This is a genomic window from Psychromonas sp. KJ10-5 (assembly GCF_055808325.1).
In genome coordinates this window covers 3,756,744-3,778,775 of sequence record NZ_CM147864.1, presented here as the reverse complement: position 1 = coordinate 3,778,775, position 22,032 = coordinate 3,756,744, and the positions used below count along the sequence as shown (strand labels likewise).

The window sequence follows — 22,032 nt, the reverse complement described above, 5'->3', positions numbered from 1 at the left end:
TTAGTTTTTTTCTTCTAATTGCTTTTCAAGCTGTTTTACACGCTTGAATAATTCTTCAATTTTTAATGTATAAGCCGTTGTTTTACGCCACAGTTTACTCTCTTGTGCAGGCACACCAGAAGAATAGACGCCTGGTTTTTTAATACTACGCATAACCATAGTATCACCAGTAATAACAACGTTATCTGTAATTGTAATATGGCCATTCATTGCCACACTACCACCAACAATACAATGTTTACCTATCACTGTACTGCCAGCAATATTGGTACCACCCGCAATTGCGGTATGCTCACCAATTTGAATGTTATGTGCGATTTGACATTGGTTATCAATTTTGACACCTTTGCCAATCACAGTATCAGAAAGCGCTCCCCTATCGATACTAGTACTTGCGCCAATTTCCACATCGTCACCAATAATGACTTTACCAATCTGCGGAATTTTGACCCAAGTCCCTTGATAAGGTGCATTACCAAACCCATCAGAGCCGATAATAGTATTGGCATGGATAATTACGTTATTACCAATCTCGCAGGTATGATAAACAGTAACATTAGGGTAGATTTTACAACCTTGCCCTAATTCAGCACCTTCACCGATCACTGCATTAGCAAATATCTGGCTATTATCGCCAACCTTAGCATTTTTACCAATCACAACATTCTCTGCAATAGCAACGTTCTTACCAATGCTAGCAGTTTCATGAATAACAGCAGAATCTGCAATGTTTGCACTCAAGTTTGGCGTTGTATCAAATAATCGAGCTAATAATGCATATCCCACGTATGGGTTATCCATGAATAACGCATTGCCAGTATAAGAGTCCTTTAATTCGTTAGGCAATACGATAGCGCTAGCTGTGCATTCAGATAATCGTGTCAGTAATTTCTTATCTGAAACAAAGGTAATATCCCCTTGTTTTGCACCATCAAATGTTGCCAAGCGCTCAATGATTAAATCACCATTTCCGCCTAATTGAGCCGATAGCTGTGTTGCTAAACTTGCTAATGAGTGAGCCATAATAAAACCTACTTAGTACTAATTTCTTGAATAACTTTATCTGATATATCTAACGCAGGTTTAGAGAATACAATTTGCTCGCCATTTAAAATAATATCGTATTGGCCTTCTTTAGCAATCGTACTGATCACATCACGTACTACAGCTAATGATTTTTGCTGTTCTTCACCTTGACGACGACGTTGATCTTCTTCAAATGCTTTACGGCTTAATTTATATTCAGATACTTTAACTTCTAGTTCACGTTGTAACTTAGTTACTTCGCTCTTACCTAGCAATTCACCATCTTTTTGGATTTTAGTTTGTAACGTTTTAATCTCTTTTTCTAGAGATTGTAGCTTTTCATAACGCCCTTTGAATTCCGCTTCTAGTTTTTTAATAATACGTTCGCGTTGTGGAGATTCTTGCATTACTTTTGATGGAAATACTACACCAATTTTTTGTGCTTCTGCCGCATTTGCAGCTGAAATAGCCCCCATTGCAGTTGCTAATGTAATAACTTTAAAAAAGGTCTTCATGTTGTAACTCCGTCTTAATAAAATAGTTATAAAAAGAAAAAATAAGTGCGTGTATACGCACTTTCATTGGCTCAATCAAGCAACACACTAACTAGAAAACATCACCAATATTGAATGAGAATATTTCAGTTGTATCTCCAGCATAGTCTTTTAATGGTACAGCTAATGTAAAGACTAATGGCCCTAAAGGCGACACCCAAGTTAATTGAGTACCCATTGAAACACGCGTTCGCCCAGGTTTAGAATAGTCCCCTGCGTAATCACAATTACTAGAACAACTGTAAGAAGAATAAGTATCGTAATCAAACTCAGTATCCCAAACTTCACCGGCATCAATAAACACACTGCTACGTAATTGTCTTGAATAAGCTTCATCTAAGAACGGCGTAGGGAAAATAAGTTCCGCACTTAATGTATATTTTGCATTACCACCTACCGCACTATCAGTGTAAGTATTCGTTGTATTACCACTATTATTAACACCCGTATAGAAAGCACGAGGGCCTACTGAGTTACTCGAAAAACCACGTATAGTTCGATAACCACCTACATAATAGTTCTCAAAGAACGGCAGAATTTGATCACTTCCTTCAAAAGTACCATAACCATTACCGTAACCTAAACTACCGCGCAATAATGTCGTCCATGAACCATCAAGTGTTAAGCGTTGATAATTACGAATATCAAAATTGATTTTGAAGTATTGTAAATCTGACCCGGGTATAGTCATTTCACCTTTTAACGTGTGTGACATACCTTGTGTCGCTAACTGCCCTCTATCGAGATTGTTACGGGTCCATGTTGCACTTGCATCAAAGTTCTTAAAGTTAGCACTACCATCAGACTTTTGGAATGAGCCATAGATATCCCAGAAATCGCTTAATTGCTCATAACCATTTAACTGTGAAATACCATTATTTTCCCAGCCAATACTGAACCCTAAACGGTTAATCTCATTGACAGGGAACCCTGCACTTAACTTCAAACCGTAAGTTGTATTAGTATAATCGACAATGTTTGCATCACCCGCTTCAAATTTATTGTAATAAATTTGAGCTCCACCGCTCACACCGTCTTTAGTTAGGTAAGGAGTAGTATAACTAAGGTCTGCACTTAAACTGTAATCATTAACTTTGGTTTGTAATGATATTTTATCACCACTACCAAGGAAGTTACTTTCTTGGATACCACCACTCAAGCTAACACCCGAATCAGTACCAAAACCAATACCGGCATTAAAACTACCTGAAGATTGCTCCTCTACGTTTACGTTCACATCGACAAGATCATCACTCACACGCTCTGTATCGATATCCACTTTTGAGAAAAAGCCTAAACGGTTTAAACGCGCACGAGAAAGTTCGATGTTTTCGCTAGATAGCCAACCACCTTCCATTTGACGCATTTCACGACGTAGTACCACATCTTTTGTTGTAGTATTACCAGAAATATTAATATATCTCACGTAACCACGTTGCCCTGGGTCAACAGAGAAATTCACTACAACAGTATTAGTTTCGTCATCAATCTCAGGGTAAGTATTAATTTCAGGGAAAGCATAACCTAAACGCCCAAAGTATTTTCGAATACTCTGTTCAACAGCAGCGACTTCTGATGCCGCATAAACATCACCCTTTTTAAAAGAGACTAGGCTTTTGATATCTTCATCATGACCTAATAAGTCACCAATAAATGTCACATCAGAAACATTATAGATATCGCCCTCTTTTACGTTAACTGTCACGTAAACGCCTTTTTTATTTGGTCTAAGAGCAACTTGAGTTTCATCGATTTTAAAACGAATGTAACCACGATCTAAGTAATAGCTTTTGATAACTTCTAAATCACCGGATAGTTTTTGCTTTTGATAATTATCATCAGCAAATAGATCCCACCAACCATTAGATTCGCTAAGTGTTAAACGTTTTAATAATTGTTCGTCTGAATAAACACTATTACCAACAATATTAATTTGTTCTATTTTTGCAGTTAACCCTTCACGAAAAACAAACTGTAAAGAAACACGATTTCTTGGTAGAGGAGTCACAATGGTTTCTACTTGTGCAGAATATTTACCTACACTGTGATAAAAATCTTCTAAGCTTTTTTCAATACTGGTTAACACAGTCCTATCTAACGTATCACCGACCTGTATTGATGATGACTTTAATGAATCTAAGATTTGTTCTTCACTTAACTTATCATTACCAGTTAATTCTATAGCACTGATAGTTGGGCGCTCTTTAACTTTAAAAACAAGTACAGAGTCATCTCTGAACAGTTGAATAGATTCAAAGTAGCTGGTGCTATATAACTTTTTTATTGCTTGAGACAAGTCATAATCATCTACTACATCTCCTTCTCTAATTGGCAAACTTAGTAATGCAGCGCCTAAAGTGACACGTTGTAAGCCTTTAAATTGTAAATCGGAAATGGTGAACTCTTCAGCAGTAACAAAGTTAGAAAAGCACCCTGTGACAGTTAATGCCATGGCCAACAAATATTTCTTAAACATTATCTACGAAATCCTTTACTGCACTGAAGTGCAAAACAGTTTAAACATATAGATTAATAGCGCAGTGTATCATTATCATTTAATGATAATTACTCTCACTGCCTATTTATTTGTACTTTATAATAAATTAAGGTCATTAAGTACGGCGATTGACATAAAAGTAACCAGTACCGCAGCACCGATTTTAAAACCAATTTCTTGAACTCGTTCGGATACTTCTTTGCCTGTCACAGCCTCGATAAAGTAATACACTAAGTGGCCGCCATCTAATACTGGTAATGGGATCAAGTTCATAATACCCAAGTTAACACTGATGAGCGCTATAAACCCTAAAAAGTATACAAACCCATAGTCAGCACTCATTCCGGCGCCTTTAGCAATACCAATCGGTCCACTCAAGTTTTTAACCGATAAATCGCCCGTGACTAACTTGACTAAGGTGCTAAAGGTCAATTCAGATAATTGCCAAGTTTTATCGATACCTTTTAACACTGCATCGACAACACCATATTGTAAATTAACACGGAATTGTTCAGGGTAATCATCAACCTGTGGTGCCAATCCAATAAACCCTTGAACCATCCCATCGGCTAGTTCTCTGGAGTCAGGTGTTAATGTTAAGGTTTTACTTTCAGCTTGTCTTTCAATCTGTAACTGTAATGAGTTATTCGGATTATTTTGAATTAATTCAACAAATTGAGTCCAGTCATCTAATGCTTGACCGTTAATCGTAAGCAGTTTATCACCTTTTAAAATACCACTGCGCTGCGCGGCACTATCTTCGCTTATGTTCGCAGCAATGAGATGTACCTTTGGAGAATATGGGATAAAACCAAGGCTACTCACTATTGATTGCTTTTTAGGGTCAAACAACCACTTTTGTAATGAGACTGTGTAAGTCTGGCTTGGTTCATTAACTATTTGTGAGTTAGAACGCAAAATAGGTGCAATAGTCAGCTCAACACTAGGTTCACCAATTTGAGCGACTAATTCCAAGTTTAATGCTTCCCAGTCATGTACTGGTTGACCATTTACCGCTTCAACTTCAAACCACTGCTGTTTGATGACACTCGCTGGAGAGCCTTCTTTCACACCATTCATAATTGGTTTAGCGCTATTTACACCAATGCTGTACATAAAGAAGAAAGCAACAATAGCCAGTAAAAAATTAGCTATTGGCCCAGCTGCGACAATGGCAATACGTTGCCAAACAGTTTTATTATTAAAGGTAAATTCAGCAAGTTCTTCAGGCACTTCTTCGACTCGGCTGTCTAGCATTTTCACATAGCCACCTAAGGGAATTGCGGCGACCGCAAATTCAGTGCCATGCTTATCTATTTTTTTAAATAAAACTTTACCGAATCCTAGAGAGAAACGATGTACTTTTACACCGCAGCGACGAGCTACCCAAAAGTGCCCATATTCGTGAATCGCTACTAAAATACTTAATGCAATAATGAATGAAGCAGTATTCCAAAGAAAATCTAACAAGTGATACCTCGATTAATAATGTCAGCAGCTGATTGTCTGGCTATTTTATCGATCAACAGTAACTCGTCAATTGTTGATATTGTTTGTGGTGTTAACTGATTTAAGACACTTTCAACGACTACAGCAATCGCAGGGAAAGAGATACGTTCATCTAAAAAAGCTTGTACTGCAATTTCATTAGCAGCATTGAGTGTCGTCGTCGCATGTTGGCCTTGATAACATGCATCAATGGCTAATTTTAAACATGGATAGCGATTAAAGTCAGGAGCTACAAAGCTAAAATCGTTTGTGCTGAAGAAATCAAAATCAGAAACACCACTTTTGATACGCTTTTCACCACCCATTACATGCGCAATAGGCACTCTCATATCAGGGTTCCCCATCTGCGAGATCACACTACCGTCTTGATATTGCACCATAGAATGGATCACTGATTGAGGATGAATAATGACTTGTAACTGTTCTTTATTAGCATTAAACAACCATTTAGCCTCAATATACTCTAAGCCCTTGTTCATCATAGTTGCTGAATCAATAGATATTTTAGGCCCCATCGACCAATTTGGATGTTTAACAGCGGTAGCGGGTGTAATGGTCGAGAATTCAGATAAGTCTTTATTAAGGAATGGACCACCCGATCCCGTTAATAATATTTTAGAGACACCAGCCTCTTGTAAATCGCAGTGCCCAATAGTGTCTTGTAAGCTTGTCGACATAGATTGAAAAATAGCATTATGTTCGCTATCAACAGGCCACAACTTCGCTCCAGAGGCTTTTACTGCTTCAATAAACAGTGCTCCAGACATTACCAGTGATTCTTTATTCGCGAGGAAGATTTCTTTACCAGCATGTACAGCTGCTAATGTTGTTTTTAATCCAGCAGCACCAACGATCGCGGCCATTACCGAATCAATCTCGTCACTCCCCAATAAAGCAAGTACATCTTGCTCATTAAGCACTTGGCAAGACAAGTTATGGTCTTGTAATTGTTGCTTTAATTGGGTGGCAGCTTCTACACTAGCAAGTGCAACATACTGAGGTGTGAATTCGATACATAACGCCAGCATTTTTTGCACATTGCTAGCGGCATAAAGAAACTTCACTTTATATAGTGTTGGATTCTGACGACAAACACTGAGCGTGCTATCACCAATAGAGCCAGTCGCTCCTAATACCGCTAAATTTTTCATGATTAAGCTAACCAATAAATATAGATAAGCGCAAAAACAGGCACTGCCGCAGTAAGACTATCGATACGATCTAAAATCCCACCATGGCCCGGCAATAAATTACTACTATCCTTTAGCCCTGCTTCTCGTTTAAAGATACTTTCAGTTAAATCACCTAACGCAGAGACTAATGTCGTAATAATAGAAGCGATGAAAAAGGTCGTGAGTTTATTATCTGCTATCGAAAAATACTGGCTAGCAAGGTAAGTAACAATAACCGCGCAGACTAATCCACCTAATAAACCCTCAACCGTTTTACCTGGGCTTACATTCGGGGCTAATTTACGTTTACCAAACTGGCGTCCTGCAAAATAAGCACCGGAATCAGCAGCCCAAACAAGTAGAAAAACATACATCACTAATTGAGAGCCAAAATAGAAATCAACATTCATATTTACCGAACGTAAGACCACTAATCCCCAGAAAAATGGTACTAACGTTAATAAACCGAATAAAGCCTTGATAGCTCGGCTAGATTTCCACAGCGTAGCAGAAACTGGGTAACGTATAACCATTAATAAGGCAACGCACCACCACACAGCAGCAACAATTAGACTAGATGATATGTAAGGGTTTAATGTTTGCTCTATCCAAATATGTTCAGAGGGCATCAAAAATAGGCTGAGGCCTAAAACAATTGCAAAAAGATATAAGATTTTAGAGGAAGGCTCTTTACTAACAAATCCAGCCCATTCTTTACTAGCTAATAAAAATACAATCGTAGCGAATAATATAAAAAACTTAAGTGGTAAGAAGAAAATAGCGGCAATCGCTAATGGCGCTAATACCAGCGCAGTTATAATTCGTTGTTTCACAGAAAAGTCCCGTTATTGTCTGTAGACCAAAAATACCTAGCTTGGTATGAGTTAGCAGTTAACTTGCGCGCTAGTTTGTCCAAAACGTCGCTCTTTACCTGAAAATACATCGAGTGCTAACTGGAAGGCATCCGCATCAAAATCGGGCCATAATGTATCGGTAAAATAAAGTTCAGCATAAGCTAATTGCCATAATAAAAAGTTGCTAATGCGGTAATCACCACCTGTTCGAATCATCAGATCTACACTAGGCAAGTCACTTAAACATAGGGTTTTGCATAATAAGCTTTCATCAATATCATCAACAGATAACTCACCATTTTTTACTTGGGTTGCAATATTTTTAGTTGCATTGGCTATATCCCAGCGTCCACCATAGTTAGCTGCTACGTTAAGCGCCAAACCAGTATTGTCTTTTGTTAACTCCTGACCTTCTTTCACTTTCTTTTGTAGTCGCTCACTAAAGCCTGAGATGTCACCTATGATGGTTAGTTTAATATTACTTTTATGTAATTTTTTAATTTCACGCCCTAATACCATAAAGAAGAGCTCCATCAACATGCTCACTTCTTGTTCTGGACGTTTCCAATTCTCGCTACTAAAAGCAAAAATAGTTAATGCTTCAAGTTTGCTATCTCTTGCAAAGGTGATCGTTTTACGTAATGCCGTCACGCCATGTTTATGGCCAAAAACGCGATGTTTGCCTTGTTTTTCAGACCAACGACCATTTCCGTCCATAATAATTGCAACGTGTCTTGGTAGTTTTTTATTAAGCGTTTCTGAAGTCACAGTAATCCTTTACAAAAAGTAAAATGCACCTGATACAAAGTAGAAGGTGCATATATTAAATAATAGCCAGAATTAAACTTCTAACAATTCAGCTTCTTTAATAGCTAATACTTCATCTACTTTTTTGATGCTTTCATTAGTCGCTTTTTGAACTAATTCTTCACCTTGTCTTTGTTGATCTTCACTGATCTCTTTCTCTTTCTCAAGATCTTTAAAGTCACCGTTAGCATCACGACGGATATTACGGATAGCAATACGTGTATTTTCAGCTTCTCCACGAACAACTTTAATTAGGTCCTTACGACGCTCTTCAGTTAATGGTGGTAAAGGAATACGGATAACCGTTCCTGCTGACATAGGGTTTAAACCTAAGTTAGAGCCCATAATCGCTTTTTCTACAGCTGCAATTAATGTTGCATCAAATACAGTAATCGTTAATGTACGTGCATCTTCAGTTGATACGTTACCTACTTGACGTAATGGTGTATTTGAACCGTAATAAGGCACCATGATACCGTCTAACAAACTTGGGTGTGCACGACCTGTACGCACTTTTGCTAATTGGCTTTTAAATGATTCGATGCTTTTATTCATGCGTGTCTGAGCATCATCTTTGATTTCATTAATCATATCTTCTTCCTAACTTATTGAGTCTATATCAATGCTATTTCATTGATAGTTAAATATTTTCTTCTGCGTGAGTAATAGTTGTACCTTCATCACCACCTAAAACCACACGGCTTAATGCACCTGGTTTGTTCATGTTGAAAACACGAATAGGTAAGCTATGGTCACGAGCTAAGGTAAAGGCTGCTAAATCCATTACTTGTAATTCTTTTTCCAATACAGTTTGGTAATCTAATACACTGTACAACTTAGCATCCGGGTTTTTAACAGGGTCAGCATCATAAACACCATCTACTTTAGTCCCTTTTAACACAGCATCCGCTTCAATTTCGATACCACGTAAACAAGCAGCAGAATCCGTTGTAAAGAATGGGTTACCAGTGCCTGCAGAGAAGATAACCACTGTGCCTAGCTTTAGATATTTAATCGCTTCAGCCCAGTTATAATCATCACATACGCCGTTTAATGGAATAGCCGACATTAAACGAGAGTTAACATGTGAACGATGTAATGCATCACGCATTGCTAAACCATTCATAACCGTTGCTAACATGCCCATGTGGTCACCTACAACACGGTTCATACCTGCTTGCGCTAAACCTGCACCACGGAAAATATTACCGCCACCAATCACTAAACCCACTTGTACACCAGATTCGATTAAAGACTTAATCTCTAATGCCATACGATCTAGCACTTTTGGGTCTATACCAAACCCTTCTTCTCCAACGAGAGCTTCACCACTCAATTTTAATAAAATACGACGATAAGCAGATTTTGGGTTAGTGCTCATAATTCCATTCCTTAAGTTGAAATAATACCGATTTTTTAAAAAAATTATAAAAAGAGTTTTAAAAAATAGGTCTAAAGTAGGTGATTATCCGGAAAATTTCTATTACTTTTTAATATAAAAGAACCGCAGTCATGCCGCGGTTCTTTTTTACAACGGTCTATGTGTTAAACATTACCTATTGTTTTTGAAGTAGATTACTTAGCAGCAGCCATTGTTGCAGCAACTTCAGCAGCAAAATCTTCTTCTTTTTTCTCAATACCTTCACCAACTTCTAGACGAACAAAAGAGACAACGTCTGCATTTGCACCTTTAAGAAGTTTAGCAACAGAGATTGATGGGTCTTTAATGAAAGATTGACCAGTTAAACTTACTTCACCAGTAAATTTAGCCATACGACCATTAACCATCTTCTCTGCGATTTCAGCAGGCTTACCACTTTCGATCGCGATTTGTAATTGAATTTCTTTTTCTTTAGCAACTACGTCTGCTGGTACATCTTCAGGTTTAACAAACTGAGGAGCAGCAGCTGCAACGTGCATTGCAATATCTTTAGCTAATTCAGCGTCACCGCCAGTTAGCACAGAGATAACACCGATTTTACGGCTATGTACGTAAGCGCCTAGGTTTTCACCTTCAACGATTTGTAAACGACGTACAGAGATATTTTCACCGATTTTAGCAACTAAGTTTTCACGAGCTTGATCAACAGTAACGTCGTCATATGCAAGTGCATTTAGTGTTTCAACTGAATCAACTTTGTTTGCAAGTGCGATATCAGCAGTTTTTTCAGCAAATGCTAAGAAGCTTTTATCCATTGCAACGAAGTCTGTTTCACAGTTTACTTCGATGATTAATGCAGTAGTACCGTCAGTTTTAGCAAAGATAGCACCTTCAGCAGCAATACGGCCTGCTTTTTTAGCTGCTTTAATTGCACCTGATTTACGCATGTTTTCAATTGCAAGCTCGATGTCACCATCAGCTTCAACTAATGCTTTTTTACAATCCATCATACCCGCAGCTGTGCGGTCACGAAGTTCTTTAACTTGCTGAGCTGTAATAGCCATTGTATAAATTCCTGTTATTAGTTCTATAAAAAAGGGGTCATAAAGACCCCTGATAACCAACCAATGATTGGTTAATAAGAGCTTCTATTATTAGAAGAACTTATTTCTCAGCTGATTCTTCTTCAACAAAACCTTCTGCAACTACTACTTCAGCAGTACGGCCTTCTTTAACAGCTTCAGCAGCTGCACTTAAGTAAAGCTTAACTGCACGGATAGCATCATCATTACCAGGAACGATGTAATCGATGTTATCTGGGCAAGAGTTAGTATCTACAACAGCGATAACTGGAATACCTAGGTTATTCGCTTCTTTAATTGCAATGTGCTCGTGATCTGCATCGATTACGAAGATTGCATCTGGGATACCACCCATGTTTTTGATACCACCAAGTGTTTTTTCAAGTTTTTCTAATTCACGAGTACGCATTAGCGCTTCTTTCTTAGTTAACTTGTCAAAAGTACCGTCTTGGCTTTGAGTTTCAAGATCTTTCAAACGTTTGATCGATTGACGAACTGTTTTCCAGTTAGTCAACATACCACCTAACCAGCGGTGATCAACGTAGAATTGATCACATGAAATAGCAGCTTCTTTAACAGCTTCTGAAGCTGCGCGTTTAGTACCAACAAAAAGGATTTTACCTTTTTTAGCTGCTTTAGCTTCTAAGAAGTTAAGCGCTTGGTTAAACATTGGAACTGTTTTTTCAAGGTTAATGATATGAACTTTATTACGAGCACCAAAAATGAATGGTTTCATTTTTGGGTTCCAGTAACGAGTTTGGTGACCGAAGTGAACGCCTGCTTGTAGCATATCGCGCATTGATACTGTTGCCATTTGAATTTCCTCTTAAGGGGTTAGGCCTCCACACATCCCATACACTCGACCATTTATTTCTTAAACAGAAAAAGGCACCCCGAGTGACGTGTCGATGCGTGTGTGTTATTTAAATAATAATCTTTAATATTCAATATTTTATAGATGCTGAACAGATTATCTGGATTATTTGAGAAAGCGACCAAAAAATTAATCTATCAATCTCGGTGCGCTTTATACCATAGTTACCCAATTAGCTCAATAAATAGCGTATCGAATAATATTTTTTTTGAGTCGGTAATTTAATAGTAATGAGTCCTTTGGTTTAAACAGGGTTGCTATTATTTTGTCTAGCACCAACGCTCAAAATTCTTTATAGTTACGCTATAAATTTTTATTCAAAAAAGTGTAGAGAACTCTCATGGCAGGACTAATCAAAACCCCAGAAGAAATAGAGAAAATGCGTGTTGCAGGTCAACAAGCAGCTGATGTATTAACTATGATTGAACCGCATATTAAGAAAGGTGTAACAACCAATGAGTTGAATCAACTTTGTCACGACTATATAGTCAATGTACAAGGTGGTATTCCAGCACCTTTAAATTACCACGGTTTTCCTAAATCAATCTGTACTTCATTAAACTACGTTGTATGTCATGGAATTCCAAATGACAAACCATTAAAAGACGGCGATGCCCTGAACATTGATATCACTGTAATCAAAGACGGTTACCACGGTGACACATCAAAAATGTTCATGGTTGGTAAAGGAACTATTCTTGCTGAACGTCTATCTCGTGTTGCACAGGAATGCTTATACATTGGTATTAATATGGTTAAACCTGGTGTACGTTTAGGCGATATCGGTGCCGCGATTCAAAAACATGCTGAAAATCACAACTACTCAATCGTACGTGAATATTGTGGCCATGGTATTGGTGCAGGTTTCCACGAAGAACCACAAGTATTACATTACGGTAAAAAAGGCACTGGCGAAGTATTAAAAGCAGGACAATGTTTTACTATTGAACCTATGTTGAATGCCGGTAAACGCGACTGTAAAGTACTTCGTGATGAATGGACAGTTGTTACTAAAGATAAAAAACTATCTGCACAATGGGAACATACTTTATTAGTAACAGAGACGGGGGTTGAAATTTTAACATTACGTCCTGAAGAGACAATAGAGCGTATTATTAACCCAGCATAAACGTAAAAACAGCCTGCATGCACTCTCTTGTGTGCGGGCTATAATATCGAGGCTTTAAATGGACTTTGAACAATATTCTCCGATAAATATTCAACCACAAGATCTAACGATTCCTTTTCTCAAAAATCATCTCCAAGCATTTTCTGACTGGCAACTTGAACAGTTTAAGGCTAAACAACATATTAACGATATTGTAGCTATGCGTGCACTGTATGTGGATGAACTACTGGGTCGACTATGGGATCTAGTGGGACTAGATGAAAGTTACGATCTAAGTTTATTAGCAGTTGGAGGGTATGGCCGAGGTGAGTTACATCCAAAGTCTGACATTGACGTATTAATACTCTCAGACCATGGTTTTAGCCAAGCTTCTGAAGAAAAAATAGGCCAGTTAATCACCTTGCTCTGGGATTTAAAGCTCGATGTAGGTAATAGCGTACGCACCATTCAAGATTGCATCGAGCAAGGCAAAGCAGATATTACTATTGCCACCAGCATGATCGAGTCTCGATTATTAAAAGGTAACCAACAAACCTTTGATAAGCTACAAGAAGTGATTGCTGAAGATGACTTTTGGCCATCGGATAAGTTTTTCACCATCAAAAAAGAAGAGCAGTTTGGTCGCCATAAAAATTGCCGAGGTGACGGTTATACACTAGAACCTGATATTAAAAATGGTTGTGGTGGTTTACGAGATATTCAAACCATCGCTTGGGTTTCTAAACGCCATTTTGATGCACAAAGCTTATTAGAACTAACCTCATACGGTTATATTACCCAAGCTGAATACCATGAAATCAGTGACTGCCAATCGCAATTATGGACAATTCGTTTTGCTCTGCATACCGTGACTAACCGTCCAGATAACCGCTTATTATTTGATTTTCAAAGTGATGTAGCCAAGTTATTAGGTTATACCGGACAACGTAATGAAGCCGTAGAACAGATGATGAAAATGTTCTATCAAACCATTCGTCGCGTTAAAGAGCTTAATGAAATGCTATTACAATACTTTGATGAAGCGATCTTAGGTAATGTTGCAACAGAGTTTCATGAAATTGACGAACACTTTAGAATTCGCGGAAATAAAATTGAATTGACCACCTCGGGCTATTTTCAAGAAAACCCAGAAGCTATTATTCAATTATTTGTTCATATCGCAGATGATACACGTATCAAAGGCATCTACTCAGCAACCTTAAGAGAGTTACGTGAAGCACGTAGATGTTTGACCCATTGGCTACAAAATATCCCGGAGTGCCGTTCGGTATTTATGGAGATTATCAAGCATCCTCGAGGCATGGGCTTACCTTTTACTTTAATGTATGAACATGGTGTATTGGCTGCTTATATACCACAATGGAGCCGTATTGTGGGGCAAATGCAGTTTGACCTATTCCATGCTTATACAGTAGATGCACATACACACAAACTTGCTAAGTTAATTAATAATTACCCTAATAGTAAAGTTGAGCATCCTTTAGCTCACGAAATATTCAAGAACTTAGAAAAGCCAGAACTACTGTTTTTAGCGACAATTTTCCACGATATCGCCAAAGGTCAACAGGGAGATCACTCTACATTAGGTGCTGTTGATGCTTTAGCATTTTGTGGTTTGCATGGTTTAACCCGCTATGAAAGCAAAGTAGTGGCTTGGTTAGTTGAACATCATTTAACCATGTCAGTAACGGCACAACGCCGTGATATTAGTGATCCTAATGTGATCATTGAATTTGCTAAAACAGTAAGAGATGAGAAACACCTTAATTTACTTTATTGCCTTACTGTTGCTGATATCTGTGCGACTAATGAAGATACGTGGAATAGCTGGAAAGCGTCCCTATTACGTGACTTATACTATAAGACTTTAACCATGTTACGCCGTGGTTTAGAAAACCCGCCTGATGTTCGAGACAGAATTCGAGATCGCCAATTTAAAGCCCTAGCCATTTTAGCCGAGCAAGGTATTAGTGAAGCGCAAGTTCGCCCTTTATGGAAACGCTTTAGACTTAACTATTTTTTCCGTTATACCTCGGCACAAATCTGTTGGCATACTAAGCATTTGTTAGCACATCAAGATCACGAGCGTCCTTTGGTATTAATTAGCACCGAAAACACACGTGGTAGTGAAATATTTGTTTATAGTAAAGATATTCGAACGCTGTTTTCATCAGTGGTTACTGAAATAGATAATAAAAAACTCAGTGTACAGGATGCAAAAATTCTATCGAGCCGTGATAATTATTCACTCAGCACATTTACTGTATTAGAAGAAGATGGTGAGCATATTGATGTTGATAAGATCCAACGCGTAAAAGAAGCGATCATTGATACATTATTAAAGCCCCACATAGTTAACTCTAATATTATTCGTTTAGAGCGAGTAAAAAGGCCTTTTAAATTTGAACCTCAAATTACCTTTTTACCTACACGCCGCAAACGCACACAAATTGAAGTGGTTGCCTTTGATGCACCAGGTATCCTAGCGAATATAGGCACAGTATTTGTAGAGCATGGTTTAATGTTGGATACAGCAAAAATTACTACGATTGGTGAGAGAGCAGAAGATTTGTTCATCGTTTCCACTGTTGAAGGTGATGCGTTAACTAAGGAACAGGAAGACGCCTTAAAAACTAGCCTAATGTATGAATTAAGTCCAAGTACATAAGACTCAGCATGTGATCAAGAACCATAGTAAAAAGCCAGTGCTCTAAACACTGGCTTTTTACTAAGTGATAAACTAAAGATTAAAAAGTTAATCACAGATTTAATCAGCAAACACAACAAAGTCATGGTTCAGTAAGCTTAAAGTTACTTTATCCCCTTCTTGGAAGAAAACACTATCGCAAGTATGATTGCTGTACTTAATCAAAAAGTCCTGCCCTGAAAATTGCGCAGTGATCTGCTGAGAAGATCCTTGGAAGGCGACTTGCTTAACAACAGCCTCACCACTTTCATCAGGTGTGATATCGATATGTTCAGGTCTTAATAAAAGGCGTAATTCTGCTTCTTTAGGTTGTGTTATTTTACCTTGCGTGTATAGCACACCAAAACAACTTTGATAGCTGTAATCATCTAGTATGCTCAAGCCAATATAATTCGCCTGTCCCATAAAGTCGGCAACATAAGCTGAATTAGGTGCTCGATATAACTTTTGTGGGGTATCGATTTGCACTATTCTCCCCGACTTCATCAATGCAATACGATCAGCAAAGGCAAAACCTTCCTCTTTAGAGTGAGTAACAAATAAAGCACTCATTTGACGTTGCTTAAACAGATGACGAATTTCATGAATGAGCTGAAAACGAACGTGCTGATCCAGATTAGAGAAAGGCTCATCCAATAGCATCAAATCAGGTTGATAAGCTAATGCACGTGCGATAGCAATGCGCTGCTGCTGCCCACCTGACAATTGATGTGGAAAACGTTTGCCCATTTCACTGAGTTGTACCAAATGTAACACTTCTTCAACACGTTGTTGCTTTTCACTTTTAGGCATATTAGTTGCCAAGGAAAAGGCCACATTATCAAATACATTTAAATGCGGAAACAACGCATAATCTTGGAAAATAAGCCCTATTTTTCTAAGCTCTGGTGGCATATTGATTTGTGGGTCGTTCAGTACTTTTTGTTGGATACTAATATTTCCGGTAAGCTCAGCTTGTAATCCTGCAACCGCTCGTAATAAAGTTGTCTTCCCACAGCCACTCTCACCTAAAAGACAAACAATCTCGTTATTTTCTAAAGTGAGATCTAATTCCGCCAATACAGGCGTTTTTTGATACGCACAACTTAAATTTTGAATATTTAACGCACTCATTAATGCTTTTGCTCCAACAAACGGTTCACTACAATAAATGGAATTAAGCCTAATGCAATAATCATTAACGCTGGTAAAGCGGCGTATTCTATCATCTCATCAGAGACATATTGGTATACATAAGTAGCCAATGTTTCAAAATTAAAGGGGCGCAATAATAACGCCGCAGGTAATTCCTTCATTGATTCTATAAACACTAAAATAAAAGCGGTTAATAAACCTTTTTTTATCAGCGGGATATTAACACGCCACAGCGTTTTTGCAGGTCCATTACCTAGGGTTCTAGACGCTAAATCCAATGAAGGCGACACTTGTACTAAGCTACTGTCAACGCTACCGACAGCGATAGCACTGAAACGCACTAAATAACCCAACACTAAAATGACTAATGACCCAGAAAAGATTAACCCTACCGGTGATACATCCCATTTAATTAACAGATCATTTAATAATAGATCAAGACTCGTCAGTGGTATTAATACGCCAATAGCAACCACGGTGCCTGGAACAGCATACCCTAACGAAGATAAACGAATACTAGACTTGGCAAAGACTCCTGGGCTTAAACGCTGATAGAAATTAACAATAAGGGCCACCAGCAGTGCCAAAATGGCAACTAAAAAGGCTAACCATAAACTATTTAGGGTATAGCTAAATAATTGGTCATTTAATGATTCACTAAAATAATGAAAAGCATAATAGATTAAAGTACCGATCGGGATAAATAAAGATAAGCCCAATAAAGACCAAGTGAAGAGCAAAACGCCCCACTTTTTCCATCCCGTTAAATAAAAACGCAAATCCGTACTGCCGCTACTATTACGTTGATAAACTTGCTGTTTACGACGGCTATAATTTTCTAATGAGATCAAGATAACTAAAACTAATAACATCAGTGACGATATCTTCGCTGCAGTTGTTAAACTACCTAACTCGAGCCAGGTATCATAAATAGCAGTGGTTAGTGTATGCACTGCAAAATAATTAACAGTAGCAAAATCACCTAATGTTTCCATTGCGATTAATGAAATACCCACTGCCATCGCAGATCGTGAAAGAGGAATACTAACCCTCCAAAAGGCACGATAAGGCGATAAACCTAATGTTCTCGCGGCTTGAAATAAGCCGGCAGACTGAGTTAAAAAAGCCCCGCGTAACAACAAATACAAATAAGGAAAAAGTGATAACGCTAAAATAAATGAAGCACCAAACAAGGTACGGATATCAGGAAAGTAATAATCATCAATTGACTGCCAACCAAACCAGCCTCGTAAAGCAAGCTGAACAGGACCGGCAAAATCTAATAAGTCTGTATATACAATGGCTACAATATAAGGTGGCATGGCTAAAGGTAGCATTAAAATCCATTGCAACTTTTGCCTAGTAGGGAATTCACAGCAAGCAACAAACCACGCACAAGGCAGGGCAAAAACAATACTAATCAATACAACAGAAACGATAACTAGGACAGAATTACTAATATAGGTAGGTAATACGGTATTTAGAAGGTGTTCAAAACTACCACTTTCATCGAAGCTGAAAGCGTTTAAAAAAATAGCAAGAACAGGGGATAACAAAATACAAGTTACTGCCCAAGGCAGTAACTTGTATGGGTTGAACGATTTAGAGATCAAATTTCACTTCATCCAGTAACTTAATAGCTGCTTTATGTTGTGCAGCTACCTCTGATAATTTAATCTCATCTTCTTTAAATTCTCCCCAAGATGCAACTAATTCTGATGCTTTTACACCAGTTTTAACAGGGTATTCGTAATTAATTTCAGCATACATTTTTTGCGCAACATCACCTGATAAGAATTCCATCAATTTAATAGCATTCTCTTTGTGAGGAGCATGCTTAACTAACGCAACGCCACTGACATTCATATGAGTACCAGTTGTTGCTTGATTAGGGAAGTTAATATGCACTGATTCAGCCCAAGATACTTGTTTTGGATCATTTAGCATTTTACCAAGGTAATAGCTGTTAGTTAATGCATAATCACATAACCCTTCTTTAACTGCTTTCACTTGTGCACGGTCATTACCTTGTGGTTTACGAGCTAAATTAGCTTTTAAACCTTCTAACCATGTTTTAGCTTTAGCTTCACCTTCATGAGCAATAATAGAAGCTAATAAAGAAACATTGTACGGATGTTTACCTGAACGCATACACACTTTGCCTTTAAAAGCCGGCGTAGCAAGGTCTTGATAAGTAATATCAGGAGCAGGGCCAACACGTTCAACAGAAGAATAAATATTACGAGTTCGACTAGTAAGTGCAAACCATTGCTTATTTTCGCCTTGGAATTTAGCAGGGATATTTTTATCTAAAATTTTACTTTCCACTGGTTGAGCTAAACCATCTTCAGTGAATAGTGCTAAGCGGCTGAAATCTGAAGTTAACATTATATCAGCTGTCGATAATTGACCTTCGCGTTTAATACGCTCAATCAAACCTTTTTTAGCGAATAAAATATTCACTTTGATACCTGTTTCAGCAGTGAACTCTTTCATCATGGGATCAATTAAAAAGGGCTGGCGATAAGAATATACATTGACCTCTTCCGCTGCAAAAGAGAGCGAGCTAGTTAATACAGAGGCACCAGCAAGTAAAATAGTTAGGCCTTTTTTAATAGACATATTTCTTCCTTTAAATAAGTAGTGAATTAATTTCACACCATTCTATTGATAATAGTTCTTATTTTCAAGACATAAACTGTCGTAATCTCTCGTTTCAGTAATTATTTATAATTAACATAGCTTATCTTCAAAGTACTAAGCGGGTAAGGCAACTCCTTGTTCTTTCATACGTGCAATTTTGTAACGTAATGTTCGTGGACTTATCCCTAATAATTCAGCAACATCTTTACGTTTACCGCGACAAGTTTGTAACGCATCCAAGATCATCTTTTGTTCCTGTTGCTTCAACCCTTGCCCTAAACCATCATCACTGGCTATAAGTTCCGATTGAGCCTGTTTTTTGTGCATAGGTGCAGCATTATCCGTAACAGAAAAAACCGGTGCATCTATTAATGTCGGTTGCAATATATGTTCAAATTGCTGATCTTCCAATATTAACGTTTCACACTCAATAATATCCCCCACGGACAAAATAAGTGCTCGTTGCATGACATTGTCCAATTCGCGGACATTACCCGGCCAGATATAGTTAATTAACAACTGTTGTGCTTGTTCAGATAGCTGAGGAATCGGTAGCCCTTGGTCAGTGGCATGACCAGCAAGTAAATGCTTTGCTAAAGGTAAAATATCACCTTTACGTTGATGTAAAGGTAACCACTGTAATGGGAATACATTAAGGCGATAATATAAATCTTCTCGAAAAACACCTGCTTCTACGGCTTTTTTAAGATCTCGGTTACTTGTTGCTAATACACGAATATTCAATTTAATCGTTTTACGGGATCCTAAACGTTCTACTTCTCGCTCCTGTAATACGCGTAATAACTTAACCTGTAATTCAAGCGGCATTTCAGTTATTTCATCTAATAGAATCGTACCATTTTGTGCTTGTTCAAATTTACCTGGACAAGCTTGAATCGCACCAGTGAATGCGCCTTTTTCATAACCAAACAAAGTCGCTTCCAGCATGTTTTCAGGAATAGCGCCGCAGTTAATCGCAATAAAAGGATTATCTTTACGTGCAGACTTATCATGTAAATATCGTGATAACACTTCTTTACCTGATCCACTTGGCCCAGTGATCATTACTGACGCATCTGTTGCTGCGACTTTTTCTGCCACACTTAATAAGGCAGCTGTAGAAGGATCGCCAAATACTGGTGTACAAGAAGGCACTTTATGCACAGGCGCATAACGACTTACTTGGTTTAATAAGACTTCCGGAGAAAAAGGTTTTGCCAAATAGTCTATTGCACCATCACGAATTGCTTTTACCGCATCGTCAATGGTGGCGTAGGCCGTCATCAATAACACAGGTGTTTCTGGGTATTTGCTTTTAATGTTTTGCAGCAGGGTTAAACCACTCATTCCTCCCATTTGAATGTCACTGACGACCAGATCGAAGGTTGATTTACCGAGCTCTATCAATGCTGATTCAGCACTGTCGACTTCTTGACAGTCGTAACCAGCCAATAATAATGTGTCAATTAAGGCTTCGCGTAATCCAGCATCATCTTCTACAACTAATAATTTACCTTGTGATTTATTATGATTCATCATTACGCTCCTACCACTTTACTTAATTGCACACGATGAAGTGGTAGCACCAGAGTGAAACAACTGCCCTTCCCGACTTCAGATTTAACTTCAACAGTCCCTTTATGGGATTGAACCACACCTTGCACCACCGCTAAGCCTAATCCAGTACCTTGTGATTTAGTGGTATAAAAAGCTTCCATCACTTTAGCTAAGCGTTGTTTTTCGATACCAGGTCCGTTATCCATCACTGAAATTTCAATTTTATCTTCACCTCGCTGTATCGCACCAATATACAAATGAGCACCTTGTCCGGTTGCTTCTACGGCATTTGAAATCAAATTGGTCATCGCACTAGTGAGCGCATTTTTATTCGCTAATATAAACAGATCTGGATCTGGTAATTTGCATTGCAGATTACCAGAGACACTCAACATCATCGCATCACTGGCATTCTTAACTTCTTCTAACAGGGCAGCAACGGATACCTCTTCTACAATTTTTTGCTCACCACTACGTGCAAATAACAACATATCATTCACTTGCGTTTCTAAGTCTTGTAAACGATTCATCAACTTACCTTGAAAGCGTGCACGAGCAGTTTCATTAAGTGTTTTATTCGCTAAATTAGCACCATATAACATGGCTGCTGATAAAGGAGTTCGGATTTGATGTGCTAATGACGCCACCATTTTTCCTAATGAAGACAAGCGCTTTAAGGTCGCGACGTGCTCTTGTAATTGGCGAGTATGCGTTAAATCAGTCAGTAGGATAAGTTGCCCTGGTTGCCCCTCTAATGAAGAGATAGAAAGCTGAATACGGCGACCATTTTTTAAGGATATTTCATGACCATCGTCATTTTTAGGGCTGAATGAGCGTTTGATAATATCCCTCCAAGGCATATTCTCTAATGGCTCCCCTAATAGTTGTATCGCAACACGATTAGCTTGTTCAACGATTCCATTGCCATCAATGACAATCAAACCAGAAGGTAATTCATTGTACAACTGATCCATGTAGTTAGCCTGAGCACGAAGTTGCTCTAGTTCCCCTACATAGCTTTCTGTTTGTAACGATGATTCTTGAGTTGATTGCGATATGGTCATGGCGACACCTAATAAACAAGTACAGATACCAGTACTAAGCAG

18 protein-coding genes are annotated in these 22,032 nt (G+C 38.2%); 2 read left to right on the top strand and 16 right to left on the bottom strand.

Features of this window, described 5'->3' with window-relative positions; translation table 11 throughout:
- The 11 genes from lpxD to rpsB all read right to left on the bottom strand — a co-directional run bounded on the left by lpxD (position 1) and on the right by rpsB (position 11,696).
- Positions 1-1,023 (bottom strand): UDP-3-O-(3-hydroxymyristoyl)glucosamine N-acyltransferase, encoded by a 1,023-nt coding sequence (gene lpxD / locus AC0L3W_RS16640; protein ID WP_290039003.1) that lies wholly within the window; start codon positions 1,021-1,023, stop codon positions 1-3.
- A gap of 8 nt (positions 1,024-1,031) precedes the next feature.
- Positions 1,032-1,541 (bottom strand): OmpH/Skp family outer membrane protein, encoded by a 510-nt coding sequence (locus tag AC0L3W_RS16635; protein WP_409440018.1) that lies wholly within the window; start codon positions 1,539-1,541, stop codon positions 1,032-1,034.
- Positions 1,542-1,632: 91 nt separating this feature from the next.
- Positions 1,633-4,056 carry an outer membrane protein assembly factor BamA gene (bamA, locus tag AC0L3W_RS16630; RefSeq protein WP_290039001.1) on the bottom strand — a complete coding sequence of 808 codons (2,424 nt, stop codon included), beginning with the start codon at positions 4,054-4,056 and terminating at the stop codon, positions 1,633-1,635.
- Positions 4,057-4,173: 117 nt separating this feature from the next.
- A complete protein-coding gene (rseP, locus tag AC0L3W_RS16625) occupies positions 4,174-5,547 on the bottom strand; it encodes a sigma E protease regulator RseP (protein WP_409440019.1) in 1,374 nt (457 codons plus the stop codon).
- Positions 5,541-6,737, bottom strand: coding sequence for a 1-deoxy-D-xylulose-5-phosphate reductoisomerase (gene ispC / locus AC0L3W_RS16620; protein ID WP_290038999.1), 1,197 nt, complete (start codon positions 6,735-6,737; stop codon positions 5,541-5,543). Before ispC ends, rseP begins: the two co-directional genes overlap by 7 nt.
- 2 nt (positions 6,738-6,739) lie before the next feature.
- Positions 6,740-7,591 carry a phosphatidate cytidylyltransferase gene (locus tag AC0L3W_RS16615; protein WP_290038998.1) on the bottom strand — a complete coding sequence of 284 codons (852 nt, stop codon included), beginning with the start codon at positions 7,589-7,591 and terminating at the stop codon, positions 6,740-6,742.
- Between the two features lie 51 nt (positions 7,592-7,642).
- On the bottom strand, positions 7,643-8,386 hold the full coding sequence (gene uppS / locus AC0L3W_RS16610; RefSeq protein ID WP_290039115.1) for a polyprenyl diphosphate synthase: 744 nt from the start codon (positions 8,384-8,386) through the stop codon (positions 7,643-7,645).
- 66 nt (positions 8,387-8,452) lie between these two features.
- Positions 8,453-9,010, bottom strand: a complete 558-nt coding sequence (gene frr, locus AC0L3W_RS16605; protein ID WP_290038997.1) for a ribosome recycling factor — start codon at positions 9,008-9,010, stop codon at positions 8,453-8,455.
- A gap of 49 nt (positions 9,011-9,059) precedes the next feature.
- On the bottom strand, positions 9,060-9,800 hold the full coding sequence (gene pyrH / locus AC0L3W_RS16600; RefSeq protein ID WP_113817955.1) for a UMP kinase: 741 nt from the start codon (positions 9,798-9,800) through the stop codon (positions 9,060-9,062).
- A 194-nt stretch (positions 9,801-9,994) separates the two neighbouring features.
- On the bottom strand, positions 9,995-10,864 hold the full coding sequence (gene tsf, locus AC0L3W_RS16595; RefSeq protein ID WP_290038996.1) for a translation elongation factor Ts: 870 nt from the start codon (positions 10,862-10,864) through the stop codon (positions 9,995-9,997).
- A 100-nt stretch (positions 10,865-10,964) separates the two neighbouring features.
- Positions 10,965-11,696 carry a 30S ribosomal protein S2 gene (gene rpsB / locus AC0L3W_RS16590; protein WP_113817957.1) on the bottom strand — a complete coding sequence of 244 codons (732 nt, stop codon included), beginning with the start codon at positions 11,694-11,696 and terminating at the stop codon, positions 10,965-10,967.
- Between the two features lie 400 nt (positions 11,697-12,096).
- Between rpsB and map the strand changes: the two genes are divergently transcribed.
- Together map and glnD are read left to right on the top strand one after the other, a co-directional pair.
- Positions 12,097-12,885 (top strand): type I methionyl aminopeptidase, encoded by a 789-nt coding sequence (gene map / locus AC0L3W_RS16585; protein WP_290038995.1) that lies wholly within the window; start codon positions 12,097-12,099, stop codon positions 12,883-12,885.
- A 58-nt stretch (positions 12,886-12,943) separates the two neighbouring features.
- Positions 12,944-15,553 (top strand): [protein-PII] uridylyltransferase, encoded by a 2,610-nt coding sequence (gene glnD, locus AC0L3W_RS16580; RefSeq protein ID WP_290038994.1) that lies wholly within the window; start codon positions 12,944-12,946, stop codon positions 15,551-15,553.
- A 99-nt stretch (positions 15,554-15,652) separates the two neighbouring features.
- Here glnD and AC0L3W_RS16575 read toward each other — a convergent pair whose 3' ends face one another.
- The 5 genes from AC0L3W_RS16575 to AC0L3W_RS16555 all read right to left on the bottom strand — a co-directional run bounded on the left by AC0L3W_RS16575 (position 15,653) and on the right by AC0L3W_RS16555 (position 21,990).
- On the bottom strand, positions 15,653-16,705 hold the full coding sequence (locus tag AC0L3W_RS16575) for an ABC transporter ATP-binding protein (RefSeq protein ID WP_290038993.1): 1,053 nt from the start codon (positions 16,703-16,705) through the stop codon (positions 15,653-15,655).
- Positions 16,705-18,339, bottom strand: a complete 1,635-nt coding sequence (locus AC0L3W_RS16570; protein WP_409440020.1) for an ABC transporter permease — start codon at positions 18,337-18,339, stop codon at positions 16,705-16,707. The genes AC0L3W_RS16575 and AC0L3W_RS16570 overlap by 1 nt, the downstream gene beginning before the upstream one ends.
- Positions 18,329-19,348, bottom strand: coding sequence for a Fe(3+) ABC transporter substrate-binding protein (locus tag AC0L3W_RS16565; protein WP_290038991.1), 1,020 nt, complete (start codon positions 19,346-19,348; stop codon positions 18,329-18,331). Before AC0L3W_RS16565 ends, AC0L3W_RS16570 begins: the two co-directional genes overlap by 11 nt.
- A gap of 135 nt (positions 19,349-19,483) precedes the next feature.
- On the bottom strand, positions 19,484-20,908 hold the full coding sequence (locus tag AC0L3W_RS16560; RefSeq protein WP_409440021.1) for a sigma-54-dependent transcriptional regulator: 1,425 nt from the start codon (positions 20,906-20,908) through the stop codon (positions 19,484-19,486).
- Positions 20,908-21,990, bottom strand: a complete 1,083-nt coding sequence (locus AC0L3W_RS16555; RefSeq protein WP_290038989.1) for a sensor histidine kinase — start codon at positions 21,988-21,990, stop codon at positions 20,908-20,910. The genes AC0L3W_RS16560 and AC0L3W_RS16555 overlap by 1 nt, the downstream gene beginning before the upstream one ends.
- Positions 21,991-22,032 lie beyond the last annotated feature (42 nt).